Annotated in this window: 11 protein-coding genes; 9 read left to right on the forward strand and 2 right to left on the reverse strand. The window is 42.9% G+C overall.

Going from position 1 to position 13,728, the window contains the following annotated elements; translation table 11 throughout:
• Positions 1–447 precede the first annotated feature (447 nt).
• From HMPREF9010_RS11710 to HMPREF9010_RS11680, 7 genes are all read left to right on the forward strand, one after another.
• Positions 448–2,532 carry a BT4734/BF3469 family protein gene (locus tag HMPREF9010_RS11710; protein ID WP_008649153.1) on the forward strand — a complete coding sequence of 695 codons (2,085 nt, stop codon included), beginning with the start codon at positions 448–450 and terminating at the stop codon, positions 2,530–2,532.
• Between the two features lie 72 nt (positions 2,533–2,604).
• On the forward strand, positions 2,605–3,738 hold the full coding sequence (locus tag HMPREF9010_RS11705) for an AAA family ATPase (RefSeq protein WP_008649155.1): 1,134 nt from the start codon (positions 2,605–2,607) through the stop codon (positions 3,736–3,738).
• A 120-nt stretch (positions 3,739–3,858) separates the two neighbouring features.
• Entirely contained in the window at positions 3,859–5,694 is a 1,836-nt protein-coding gene (locus tag HMPREF9010_RS11700) for an ABC transporter ATP-binding protein (RefSeq protein ID WP_008649157.1), read from the forward strand.
• A 14-nt stretch (positions 5,695–5,708) separates the two neighbouring features.
• Positions 5,709–6,512: a polysaccharide deacetylase family protein gene (locus HMPREF9010_RS11695; RefSeq protein WP_004309441.1), complete on the forward strand. Its 804-nt coding sequence runs from the start codon at positions 5,709–5,711 to the stop codon at positions 6,510–6,512.
• Positions 6,509–7,465, forward strand: a complete 957-nt coding sequence (locus tag HMPREF9010_RS11690; protein WP_004309442.1) for a glycosyltransferase family 2 protein — start codon at positions 6,509–6,511, stop codon at positions 7,463–7,465. Before HMPREF9010_RS11695 ends, HMPREF9010_RS11690 begins: the two co-directional genes overlap by 4 nt.
• The gene (locus HMPREF9010_RS11685; RefSeq protein ID WP_008649160.1) at positions 7,449–7,868 is read left to right on the forward strand and encodes a GtrA family protein; all 420 of its coding nucleotides are present in this window, start codon (positions 7,449–7,451) and stop codon (positions 7,866–7,868) included. The genes HMPREF9010_RS11690 and HMPREF9010_RS11685 overlap by 17 nt, the downstream gene beginning before the upstream one ends.
• A 46-nt stretch (positions 7,869–7,914) precedes the next feature.
• Positions 7,915–9,894, forward strand: coding sequence for an LTA synthase family protein (locus tag HMPREF9010_RS11680; RefSeq protein WP_008649161.1), 1,980 nt, complete (start codon positions 7,915–7,917; stop codon positions 9,892–9,894).
• Here HMPREF9010_RS11680 and HMPREF9010_RS11675 read toward each other — a convergent pair.
• The gene (locus tag HMPREF9010_RS11675) at positions 9,881–11,653 is read right to left on the reverse strand and encodes an ArnT family glycosyltransferase (protein WP_004307409.1); all 1,773 of its coding nucleotides are present in this window, start codon (positions 11,651–11,653) and stop codon (positions 9,881–9,883) included. The genes HMPREF9010_RS11680 and HMPREF9010_RS11675 overlap by 14 nt on opposite strands.
• Positions 11,654–11,682: 29 nt before the next feature.
• Positions 11,683–12,318, reverse strand: a complete 636-nt coding sequence (locus HMPREF9010_RS11670; protein WP_004298269.1) for a viroplasmin family protein — start codon at positions 12,316–12,318, stop codon at positions 11,683–11,685.
• A 140-nt stretch (positions 12,319–12,458) separates the two neighbouring features.
• On the opposite strand from HMPREF9010_RS11670, the gene HMPREF9010_RS11665 reads away from it, so the two are divergent.
• Positions 12,459–13,061 (forward strand): nitroreductase family protein, encoded by a 603-nt coding sequence (locus HMPREF9010_RS11665; protein ID WP_008649167.1) that lies wholly within the window; start codon positions 12,459–12,461, stop codon positions 13,059–13,061.
• A gap of 115 nt (positions 13,062–13,176) precedes the next feature.
• Positions 13,177–13,704: a shikimate kinase gene (locus tag HMPREF9010_RS11660; protein ID WP_004307408.1), complete on the forward strand. Its 528-nt coding sequence runs from the start codon at positions 13,177–13,179 to the stop codon at positions 13,702–13,704.
• Positions 13,705–13,728: the final 24 nt, after the last annotated feature.

Raw genomic sequence — 13,728 nt, forward strand, 5'->3', positions numbered from 1 at the left:
CTTTTAAGCGTGTGTCAGTAATTTCAGAGATATGAATTAAGTGGGAACACTTATGATAAGGATATTAGAAAGTGGATTAGAAAAAGCGAAGGCAACACGGAATATGGCACTGACGAACTTTGCATATGGTATTGAAAAAAGACTGGGAGGCAGTACAGGCAGCTATTGATATCCCCTTCAGTAACGGATTACTGGAGGGGACAGTGAATAAAATTAAAGCGGTAAAAAGACAGATGTACAATAGGGCAGGAATTAAACTACTGAGAGCGAAGATTATTTATTCACAATAGAAGAAGTACCACCAAATTTGACGAAGAACCAAAAATCTTTTCTAGTAGAAAGATAAAATAAGTATTCTCTGAAAAGTTGTTTGTGTGGAATATTTACAGTATATTTGTATCGTAATAATCGCCCTACAAAACACATGCAGGACAAATAAATAAAGTAATGAGAATAACACTGGTAAGAGACGATGGCAAGGTGAACACTATGCGTACGTTAAGAATTGAACAGCTCGTGGAGCAAATGAAAGTGGAAACCAAAACACAGCCTGTCTCAAAAATGAGAGAAGTCCTGCCTTTTATGCTTCCGGGTGATAAAAATGACTATGTACAGAAAGTGCCGAAGCTGATACCTGCAGCTGCTTTTTTTCGCAAAGGCGGCATAACGACGATGAGTGAATACAACGGAATTGTGATGATTCAGGTCAACAACTTGTCCGGACACATGGAAGCGGATGAGGTGAAAGAACGGGTAAAGGAGCTTCCGCAGACTTACTTAGCTTTCACCGGTTCTTCCGGAAAGTCTGTGAAAGTATGGGTACGCTTTACTTATCCCAATGATCGTTTGCCGACAACTACTGAAGAAGCGGAGCTTTTTCATGCGCATGCCTATCGGTTGGCGGTGAAATTTTATCAGCCACAACTTCCTTATGATATCGAGCTGAAAGTACCTTCGTTGGAGCAATATTGTCGTTTAACTTTTGACCCGCACTTGTATTTTAATCCCGAAGCAATGCCTATTTATATGAAGCAGCCTGCCGCTATGCCGGGTGAGGTGACTTATCGCGAACGGGTACAAACGGAAACTTCGCCGTTGCAACGGCTTGCGCCGGGATATGAAAAGTGTAATGCACTTTCTGTTCTTTTCGAAGCTGCTTTTGCACGTGCGTTGGATGAAGAGACTGATTATCAACCGGAAGGAGACAAACAATCGCTGTTGATTAACCTAGCAGGACATTGTTTCCGTGCCGGTATTCCGGAGGAAGATACAGTGCGATGGTCTCGTGCTCATTATCGCTTGCCGAAGGACGATACATTGGTTCGGGGAACCGTGCGGAATGTATACCGCACTTGTGAGGGATTTGCGAGTAAAAGTAGTCTGTTGCCGGAACAATTATTTGTCATGCAGATGGATGAGTTTATGAAACGGCGTTATGATTTTCGTTTCAACCAGTTGACATCACAAGTGGAATGTCGCGAACGGAACAGCTTTAATTTTTATTTTCATCCGGTGGATAAACGGTTGATGGCAAGTATTGCAATGAATGCACATTATGAAGGGCTTAAGCTGTGGGATAAAGACGTGGTACGTTACCTGAATTCGGATCATGTGCCGGTTTATCAGCCTATCGAGGAATTCCTTTATGACCTTCCTCATTGGGATGGTAAGGATCATATTGGCGATCTTGCCAAACGAGTTCCTTGTGATCATCCTCATTGGGCGCAATTGTTTCGTCGTTGGTTTCTTAGTATGATAGCGCATTGGCGTGGAATGGGAAAGAATCATGCAAATAGCACTTCTCCTATATTGATAGGTCCACAGGCTTATCGTAAGTCTACATTTTGCCGGTTGATTTTGCCTCCATGCTTGCAGGCTTATTATACGGATAGTATTGATTTCAGCCGGAAGCGGGATGCCGAGCTATACTTGAATCGTTTTTTATTGATTAATATGGATGAGTTCGATCAGATTGGCATCAATCAGCAGTCTTTCCTCAAGCATATTCTGCAAAAGCCCGTTGTCAACACACGACGTCCGAATGCTTCGGCTGTGGAGGAACTTCGTCGGTATGCCTCTTTTATAGGAACGAGTAATCATAAGGATCTGTTGACGGATACTTCCGGCAGTCGCCGTTTTATCGGTGTTGAGGTGACTGGAGTGATTGATGTGGTCTGCCCTATTGACTATGAGCAATTGTATGCGCAGGCAATGGCACTGCTGCGTAGTAATGAACGTTACTGGTTTGATGAGAAGGAAGAGGCTATTATGACGGAGGCGAACCGGGAGTTTGAGCAGTCGCCGGCAATCGAGCAGTTGTTCCAGGTGTATTACCGGGTAGCGGAAGAGGAAGAAGAGGGAGAATGGTTACTTGCTGCAGATATACTTCAGCGGATACAAAAGGCAAGTAAAATGAAGATTTCTTCCGGACAGGTTAATTATTTCGGGCGTATTTTGCAGAAGCTGGGAGTAAAGTCATTCAGGAAAACACGTGGAGTTTATTATCATGTGGTGGCTGTTGGGCAAGGGTGATGATGAAATAATGCATGAGATGTGCATTTTATTATTTTATAATAATTATCTTTGCGTAATAACGTGAGATATATGAAGGCTATGATAAGAAATCCTTTTATAACAAGTGGATATGTGTCTGCTGATTATTTTTGCGATCGCCGTTTTGAGAGCGAACAGTTGGTACGCGAAGTGATGAATGGGAATAACCTGGCTCTTGTCTCTACCCGACGAATGGGAAAGACGGGGCTGATCCGTCATTGTTTTCAGTTTCCTGAAATTAAGCAGGGCTATTACACCTTCTTTATTGATATATATGACAGTCGGTCATTGCGCGACTTGGTATTTGCACTTAGTAAAGAGATTCTGGAAGTACTGAAACCTGTGGGGAAGAAAGCTTTGCAGAGCTTTTGGGAATGTGTGAAATCTTTGCAAGCCAGTATCTCTTTTGATGTGAATGGTATGCCTTCTTTGAATTTGGGATTAGGAGATATACAAGCTCCGGCTACTACGCTCGATGAAATCTTCCGGTATTTAGAGCAAGCGGATAAGCCTTGTTTGATTGCCATTGATGAATTTCAGCAGATTACCGGGTATGCAGAGAAAAATGTAGAGGCTACTCTCCGGACTTATGTGCAGCATTGTAATAATGCGCATTTCATTTTTGCCGGGAGCCAGCGGCATGTGATGGGGAATATGTTTTTGACGCCTTCCAGACCTTTTTATCAAAGTGTGTCAATGATGCATTTGGAAAGTATTCCTTTAGAAGAATACATTCGTTTTGCAGGTATGCATTTCAAACGTGCAGGCAAAGAAATAGAGGAAAGTGCTGTTATCACAGTTTATCAACAGTTTGAAGGAATCACATGGTATATACAAAAAGTGTTGAATACACTTTATGATATGACCCCGGAGTACGGAGTCTGTAAAGTGGAAATGGTGTCAGAGGCTATTCGGCAGATTATTGATTCATTCAGATATACTTATTCGGAAATCCTTTTTCGTTTGCCGGAAAAGCAAAAGGAGTTACTGATTGCTATCACTAAAGAGGGAAAGGCTAAAGCTGTTACTTCCGGTGCTTTCATTAGAAAATACAGACTGGCTTCTGCTAGTTCAGTCCAGGCAGCACTAAAAGGGTTACTGGAAAAGGATTTCGTGACTCAGGAAATGGGAATCTGTCAGATATATGATCGTTTTTTGGGGATTTGGCTGAAAGAGAATTATTAAGTCATTTTTCATTTATTGAAGAACGCTTTTCGATAAATCGCGTTAATAATTAGCTGAAACTACTGTCTGTTAATCAGTTTTATTGTATCTTTGCGGTCTTAACTTTTTTAATGGTAAATAATGAAGGAATTTCTACAACTAATGCGACGTTTCGTGTCGCCTTATAAGAAGTATATCGGCTGGGCTATTTTGCTGAATATTTTGTCTGCTGTATTCAATGTATTTTCGTTCACTTTCTTGATTCCTATTCTGAGTATTTTGTTTAAAACAGAAGGAGCGGATAAAGTATACCATTTTATGGAATGGGGGAGTGGTGATTTAGCGGATGTTGCCAAGAATAACTTCTATTATTACATATCTCAAATGATAATGGATAATGGTCCTACTATAGCCCTTATATTTTTGGGGTTGTTCCTGATGATAATGACATTGTTTAAAACGGGTTGTTACTTTGCTTCTTCAGCTGTCATGATCCCGTTGCGTACAGGAGTGGTACGTGATATTCGTATTATGGTATATGCAAAAGTAATGCGCTTGCCAATGTCTTTTTTCTCTGAAGAAAGAAAAGGAGATATCATAGCTCGTATGAGTGGTGACGTGGGAGAGGTGGAAAACTCCATTACTAGCTCGTTGGATATGTTGATGAAGAGTCCGATTCTGATTCTTCTTTATTTTATCACTTTGGTTATAACTAGTTGGCAGTTGACGCTTTTTACCATCGTCGTATTGCCGGGAATGGGCTGGCTGATGGGAGCGGTCGGAAGAAAACTGAAACGCCAGTCATTGGAGGCACAGAGCAAATGGAGTGATACGATGTCGCAATTGGAAGAAACATTGGGTGGATTGCGTATTATCAAAGCTTTTATTGCAGAAGATAAGATGATTAATCGTTTTACCAAATGTAGTAATGAATTGCGTGATGCTTCGAATAAAGTTGCTATACGTCAGGCATTAGCACATCCGATGAGTGAGTTTTTGGGAACTATTCTGATTGTAGCCGTACTGTGGTTTGGTGGTACATTGATTTTGGGACAGAATGCAACCATCGATGCTCCGACATTTATCTTCTATATGGTTATCCTGTATAGTGTAATCAATCCGTTGAAAGACTTTGCTAAAGCGGGATACAACATTCCGAAAGGTTTGGCTTCTATGGAACGTGTGGATAAAATCCTGAAAGCAGAGAATAAGATTAAGGAGATTCCGAATCCGAAACCGTTGAAAGGTTTGAATGATAGAATCGAATTTAAAGATATCTCTTTCAGCTATGATGGTAAGAGAGAGGTGTTGAAGCATGTAAACCTGACAGTTCCCAAAGGAAAAACAATCGCACTGGTTGGCCAATCGGGATCCGGTAAATCTACATTAGTCGATTTGTTGCCGCGTTACCACGATGTGCAGGAAGGTGATATTACCATTGACGGAACAAGTATTCGTGATGTACGTATTGCGGATTTGCGCAGTTTGATTGGTAATGTAAACCAGGAGGCTATTCTGTTTAATGATACATTCTTCAATAACATTGCTTTTGGCGTGGAGAATGCGACAATGGAACAAGTTATAGAGGCGGCGAAGATTGCCAATGCGCATGATTTCATTATAGAGAAACCGGAAGGATATAATATGAATATCGGTGACCGTGGCGGAAAATTGTCCGGTGGTCAGCGTCAGCGTATCAGTATTGCGCGTGCTATTTTGAAGAATCCTCCGATTCTGATTCTTGATGAGGCTACTTCTGCTTTGGATACCGAATCAGAACGTCTTGTACAGGAAGCGTTGGAACGTTTGATGAAAACACGTACGACGATTGCTATTGCCCACCGTCTTTCTACGATTAAGAATGCAGATGAAATCTGTGTACTGTATGAGGGTGAGATTGTGGAACGTGGTAAGCATGAAGAACTCATAGAGTTAAACGGTTACTATAAACGTCTGCATGATATGCAGCAGTTGTAATTCTTGATATTGTAATGATATTATTAAGTTTTGATACAGAAGAATTTGATGTACCTCGTGAGCATGGTGTAGACTTTCCGCTGGATGAAGCAATGAAAGTGTCAGTCTATGGTACGAACAAGATACTGGACTGCCTGAAAAAAAACGGGGTGAAAGCTACTTTCTTTTGTACAAGCAATTTTGCAGAAAATGCGCCGGAAGTGATGCGGCGCATTATGGACGAAGGGCATGAAGTTGCTGCGCATGGATGTGACCATTGGCAGCCACAGGCTTCGGATGTCAGTCGTTCAAAAGAAATTCTGGAACGCCTTACCGGCAGGACGATACAAGGTTATCGCCAGCCGCGTATGTTCCCCGTATCAGATACGGAACTTGAACGGATGGGGTATGTATATAACTCCTCATTGAATCCCGCATTTATCCCCGGAAGATATATGCATTTGTCGGAGCCCCGTACCTGCTTTATGACGGGTAAGTTACTTCAAATCCCGGCTTCTGTAACTCCGTGGATTCGCTTCCCGCTATTCTGGTTGTCTTGTCATAATCTGCCGATGTGGCTGTATCAACTCCTGGTAAACCGGGTATTGAAGCATGACGGATATTTTGTGACTTATTTCCACCCGTGGGAATTCTACCCGTTGGGTGAACATCCTGAATTTAAGATGCCTTTTATTATCCGCAATCATTCCGGTAAAGGAATGGAAGAACGTTTGGATATGCTTATCCGCAAACTGAAAGAAAAAGGATATGCTTTTATGACTTACTCGGAATTTGCACAGATAAAACTGGCTGAACTAAATAAACCGGACGAAAAATGATAAAATTGGCTATTGTATCCCCCTGCTATAATGAGGAGGAAGTGTTGGAAGATTCGGCCGCCCGTTTGACAGCCTTGTTTGATGAGTTGGTGGCGAAAGAAAAGATCAGTGCCGACAGCTTTGTGCTCTTTGTGAATGATGGCAGCAAAGATCGTACATGGAGCATCATTAAGAAACTGCACGGGACGAATCCTTATATAAAAGGAATGAATCTGGCACGGAACGTGGGACATCAGTATGCGATCATGGCCGGTATGATGACCGCTAAAGACTGGAGTGATGCCGTTATTACCATTGATGCCGATTTGCAGGATGATCTGAATGCGATTGAGGAGATGATCGATGCTTATACGCAAGGATATGATGTTGTATATGGAGTGAAAGTATCTCGTCAGGCAGACCCCGTGTTGAAACGTCTTTCTGCAACAGCCTTTTATAAATTACAGCACCGGATGGGAGTGGAGACTATCTACAATCATGCGGATTTTCGTTTTCTAAGCCGGAGAGTGCTGGAACAGTTGTCTCATTATCAGGAACGCAATGTCTATCTGCGTGGTATTATCCCGTTGCTAGGTTTCCCTTCTACTACGGTAGATGATGTGATCCGGGAACGGACAGCCGGAACTTCCAAATATACAGTGAGAAAGATGTTCAGTCTGGCTTTGGACGGAATAACCTCTTTCTCGGTAAAGCCCATTTACGGAATCGTTTATCTGGGAGGTATCTTTGTTTTTATCAGTATTTTGATTGGAATCTATGTTCTTTACGCATTGATTTCGGGTACTGCGGAACATGGCTGGGCCTCTTTGATGTTGTCTATCTGGTTTGTTGGCGGGGTTGTTTTATTATCCATAGGAGCTGTCGGACTGTATATTGGCAAGATTTATAAAGAGGTAAAACGTCGTCCGCTCTATAATGTGGAAGAAGTGTTGTACGATGATCAGAATAAGTAAGGCTATACTTGAGAAGCACCCGGATTGGCGGGATAAGTTCTGGCAGTTTGTTCGTTTTGGAGTTGTCGGCACTATATCTTCAGCCATTCATTACGGCGTATATTGCCTGGTCTTGTTGGTTGCGAATGCCAATATCTCCTTTACGGCTGGTTATGCTGTAGGATTTGTCTGCAACTACTTCCTGACTACTTTCTTCACCTTTCGTTCCAAACCATCCTCGCATAATGCGATCGGCTTTGGTTTTAGTCATCTGATTAATTACCTGCTTGAGATCGGCTTACTGAATCTCTTCCTCTGGGTAGGGGCGGGTGAACTGCTTGCACCGATACTGGTAATGATTATCGTGGTGCCTATCAATTTCCTGATTCTTCATTTCGTTTATATCTATAAAGGGAGGAAATAACACTATTCAATCCCTTTCATTTAATTCATAAAAAGAAAAGGCTATTATGAAACGTTTTCTAAATCTCGTTGTATATATTCTTACCATACATGTTTCGGCTTTACTGATCGCAGGACTGTTTCGCCTGGTACTTTTTATCTCATCTTATCATCAGTTGACCTCTGAAGCCTTGTCGGATAAGACACTTCCGATGCTTGCTTTTGTGCATGGTGTCTGGTTTGACAATGTGATAGGCTGTTACATACTTCTGTTGCCTCTGGTAGTTGCGGTGGTATGTGGAGTTTGCAACTATTATGGGAAAGCGTTGTTCCGTTTCTTTACGATCTTTTTCAGTGTCTTTTATGGATTGGTTTATTTAATCAGTGCGTCAGACATTCCTTATTTTGCCTATTTCTTTAAACATATCAACTCTTCCATATTCGAATGGTTCGGTTATGCGGGAACTACCGCCGGAATGATATTGGGGGAAAGTGCCTATTATCTGTCCATCGGATTATTCCTTCTCTTTCTGGCCGGATTCGTAGTTTGGCTTATCTATCTGGCACGTTATTTCCATCATCGTAGCCTTACCATTTCCGCTCCGTTTCCTTATTGGAAGCGAGGAGGGGCGGTTCTGATCGGTGCTTGCTTAATCGGACTCTGCATCTTTGGAATCCGGGGGCGTACAGGCTATAACCCGATCAAAGTAAGTGCGGCATATTTCTGTCAGGATGCTTTTCTCAATCAACTGGGAGTAAGTCCTACTTTTAACCTGCTGACGAGTGTGATGGATGATATGAGGCCTGAAAATAAATATTTGCATCTGATGGATGAACAGGAAGCCATCACCAAGGCGCAAGCTCTGCTCAACCGTCCGGGAGATGCGAATGTTTCCCCGTTGGCTGTTTACAGGCATGCTGCAAAAGCGGATAGCGTGCAACAACGCCGTCCTAATGTCGTCTTGATTATGATGGAGTCTATGTCCGCCAAGTTTATGAAGCATTTCGGGCAATCGGAGACTTTGACTCCTTTCCTGGATAGCCTGTATACCCGTTCTATCAGTTTCCGCAATTTCTATTCGGCAGGAATCCATACGAACCATGGTTTGTATGCCACCTTGTATTCTTTTCCGGCTATGATGAAACGGAACCTGATGAAAGGCTCTGTCATTCCCCGCTATTCGGGACTGCCTACCGTACTGAAAGAAAACGGCTATTACAACCTTTTCTTTATGACGCATGAAGGGCAGTATGATAATATGAACGCTTTCTTCCGGACGAACGGCTATGATGAAGTGTTTTCACAAGAAGACTATCCGGCTGATAAGGTTGTGAATAGCTTTGGAGTGCAGGATGATTTCTTGTATGACTACGCAATTCCGGTATTGAATCAGCGGGCTGCCACCGGACAACCGTTTTTTGCTACTTTACTGTCCATCAGTAATCATCCGCCGTATGTGATACCTCCTTTCTTCCATCCGAAAACAAGTGAACCGGAGACGCAGATCGTTGAGTATGCGGATTGGGCTTTGCGTCAGTTCTTTGAAGAGGCGCGTAAACAACCCTGGTTTGATAATACGATATTCGTATTGGAAGGAGATCATGGCAAACTGGTGGGAGACGCCGAATGTGAACTACCGGAATCTTATAATCATATTCCACTGATGATTTACTCCAGCCGTATTCAGCCGGAAGAGAAAACTACATTTGGCGGTCAGGTAGATATACAGCCAACAATATTAGGGCTGTTGAATATTGATTATCTACAGAATAATTTTGGAGTGGACTTGCTGAAGGAAGAACGTCCCTGTATGTTCTATACTGCTGACAATATGGTGGTGGGACGCAATGACACGTTACTCTACCTTTATAATTACGAGACTCAGCAGGAGCTTACTTATGATATCGGTAACGGCAAATTGAATGCTGTTCCGATGGATGATAGCTTTTTGCCTTTAAAAGAATATAGTTTTTCCATGCTCCAATCGGCGGAGTTCCTTGTGAAGCATGGAAAAACGCTTAATTCTATACCTTTTACTCAACAATAGGAGTCGTTTCGGTATTTTCAGGCTGTTGGTTTTTAACGAACTTGTATATCTTGGCTATTTGCCGGAGTACTCGTTTAGGGGATTCATATACCTCCTCAAACTGATACCCTTCTTTCTCGAATTCGGGAAGATATTTCTCTGCATCATTCGTGCCGATTAACAAGAAACCTTCCGAAGGACGTTTCTCATAGAAGTTGTCGAGACGATTGTGCAGATAGAAATTGAGTTCGAAATAATGTACGGGGTCACCTGCTGCATGCAGACTTTCTTCAATGAATTCGTACATCGTTCCTTCGCTTTCCGGCGCAACCTTTTCTATTTCTGTAGCGATGAATTTGACCGACTTCGAATTTAATGCTGCCGGCTGATAAGCACCGTCCAATGCAAGGTATAATCCCATTGTAAGCACAACGAGAGCGTATAGGAAACGGTTGTTCAATGCATTTTTCCGTTGATAGAACCACCAGTAGATACCGAGAATGGTAGGAATGGCAATCAGGAATAAGGCCCCTGCTCCGCTGATATTCTGTATTGCACGCATGAAATTAATATTGTCCTGCGCGTGACGACCCTGGAAAATAGTTTCAGGGATGAGTCCGCATTTTAATACGATGAAGCAGGTGAACAGTAGCAGGCTGATTACTGCAAGAATACTTCCGTATACCTTGATGACTTTAGATTGCTTCTTGACCAGATAGAATAGATATTTGGCAAGGAAATAAGCAATGAAAGGATAGATCGGCATCAGATATACACTACGTTTGCTCTGCGGAATACAGTAGAAGACGAAGATTACAACGATACTGGTGAAAGAGAATAAATCCACCGGGTCCATATTCTTTATCCATGTGGTGAAGCGTTTCCACCAGGCTGCCGGTTGGATGCTGAATTTATGGTAAGTCAGGCTGAACAGGGAGAGCACGACTAACAGTGTCCAGGGAACGTATCCGGCAAATAGGGTCACAAAATTATAATGCCAGGGGTTCACGCATGAATTGTAACTCATGGTATTAGTCATACGACCGAAGTTTTCTTCCATAACTAATGCCAGGAACTCTTCTCCACCTTGTTGGTAAGCAGCGACATACCAGCAGAAAGGCAGGATGAGTGAAAGAATGGCCCAGGCGGAAAGTAACAAGAATGCTTTGAAGAAGTTGACACCCCGGAGTAACAAGAAGATGCCTACCACTAAACATGGAATGATAGTACCTACCGGTCCTTTAGTCAGTGTGCCGCAGCTCATCAGGAGAATGGCCAGCCAGGGAATACCTTTGAGTCCCTTCTCATACCATTTGTAGAGACAATATAGAGCGCCAACGGTGAGCGCTGTCAATACCATATCCACCCGGCAGTTTGCTCCGGCCCGGTGCAGCTCAAAATTAGTCAGGGTAATAAAGGCGGCCAACAACGCCAGTTCCACTCCTTTTCTTTTGGCAAAGAACAGAAAGCCGCAGAGGGTCATGGCGATCAGGGCGATGGCAGACGGCAAGCGGGAGGTCATTTCTGTGACTTGCCCTCCGTTTACTGCTGCCGAAACAGCGGCTATGCTCCAGTGGAAGAAAGGCGGTTTGTAAGCCATTTCTCCTCCGTTGTTTCTGGGTAAAATCCAGTTTCCGCTATCCAGCATGGAGTAGGAGACAATAGATTCGCGAGGCTCCCCTTTGGTGTGGTACTCCGATAAACCGAGGAAAGGCAGGATAGTAACTACGCAAATGACTAGTAACAGCCAGAAAGCTTTGTTTGAAGTCAATGTTTTCATCTTTATCTTATATTGAAATTTATGTTCTTTTATTTTCTGCCGAAGTCGGCCGGAATTTCTCCCCATTCTTTCGTTTCCCATTTCAGAATACGGGTGGTATAGGTGTTTCCCTGCAACCATTTTTCTGCCCGTTCAATCAACAGAAAGAGTTCTTCTGTTTCCGGGGTTCGGGGGAGTTTGGTCTTGCACTTCTTCTGTCGCACCCAGCTGATGGCATTCGCGCTGTCACTGTAAATGGGCATATCGAAACCTTTCTTTTTCAGCAACGCCAAACCGTGTACGATGGCTAGAAACTCACCGATATTATTCGTGCCTTTCATCGGGCCGAAATGAAAAATCTCCTGACGGCTGGCAATGTGTACGCCGCGATATTCCATCGGTCCCGGATTACCGCTACAGGCTGCATCGACAGCCAGGCTATTGTCGATCACACAAGAAGGTAAAGTATCCGAAGAAGGTTTAGGACCTCCTGATTTAGCCTTTGCATTCTTGCCGATATAAGCATAGGGAGACATTGTCAACGCGCGTTCCGCTTCTTCGCGCGTATCAAATGATTTGTATTTGGCAGCTTCATATCCTTTGATTTGAAGTTGGCAGTCTGTCCAGGAAGTATAAACTCCGGGGGTGACACCTTCCCATACTACATAAAATTTCTGTTTAGCCATTTTTTCTGACGATAATTTTAGATAGTCAATGAATTGACGCTGCGAAGGTACAAATATATTCTCTAACTGAACAAGTTAGGGGGGCTACTTGTTATAAAAAAAAGAGAGTTTTAAGAATATAAAATAAGAAAGGAACTATTATGGAAAGATCTTTTAGTGAAGCTTTGAAACAACGTCGAACTTACTATTCAATTACTAATCAGTCACCTATATCCGATCAGGAGATCGAATGTATCGTTAATATGACCGTGCGCCACGTACCGTCGGCATTCAATTCGCAATCTACCCGTGTGGTACTTCTATTGGGAGAATCGCATAAGAAATTGTGGCAGATTGTGAAGGACGCATTAAAGAAGATTGTACCGGTTGAAGCGTTTGTCAAGACAGAAGAGAAGATAGATCATTCCTTTGCCTGTGGTTATGGAACTGTACTGTTCTTTGAGGATCAAAAAGTGGTGAAAGGGCTTCAGGAGGCTTTCCCGGCTTATCAGGAGAATTTCCCGGGATGGTCATTGCAGACTTCTGCCATGCATCAGTTAGCTATCTGGGTAATGCTCGAAGATGTAGGTTTCGGAGCGTCGCTGCAACACTATAACCCGTTGATTGATGAAGAAGTGCGCCGTGCATGGGATTTGCCGGAACATTGGCATTTGATTGCGGAAATGCCGTTCGGACTTCCTGTCGGCAAACCGGGTGAAAAAGAATTCCAGCCGCTTGAAGAACGGGTGAGAATCTTTAAATAAATCGGGAATGAAGAATGAATAATGAAGAATTGGATGGCATAATGGCTAAAATTCTTTATTCTTCATTCTTCATTCTTCATTAAATGATTAATTTTGTGAGCAAAATTAATCATTTATGGTTCGTATCTTCCTTACCGGCTATATGGGTGCCGGAAAAACGACGTTGGGTAAGGCTTTTGCCCGATATATGAATATACCGTTCATCGATCTGGACTGGTATATTGAAGAGCGTTTTCACAAAACCGTTGGAGAATTATTCATTGAACGAGGCGAAACAGGATTCAGGGAGCTGGAGAGAAATATGCTCCATGAAGTAGCCGAGTTTGAGAATGTGGTAATTTCGACGGGGGGTGGAGCGCCTTGTTTTTATGATAATATGGATTTTATGAACCGGACCGGAAAGACTGTTTTTCTGGAGGTGCATCCGGATGTGTTGTTCAGGCGCTTGCGTGTGGCTAAACAACAACGTCCTATTCTTCAGGGTAAAGAGGATGAAGAACTGAAAGCGTTCATTATTCAGGCACTCGAGAAGCGTGCTCCTTTTTATCATCAGGCACAATATATCTTTAATGCAGACGAATTGGAAGATCGTTGGCAGATTGAAACATCGGTGCAATGTTTGCGACAACTTTTGGGGTTGTAGAAGTAACAGTCGTTATATTTTGTG

The sequence above is a fragment of the Bacteroides sp. 3_1_23 genome (assembly GCF_000162555.1).
GTDB classification, from domain to species: domain Bacteria; phylum Bacteroidota; class Bacteroidia; order Bacteroidales; family Bacteroidaceae; genus Bacteroides; species Bacteroides ovatus.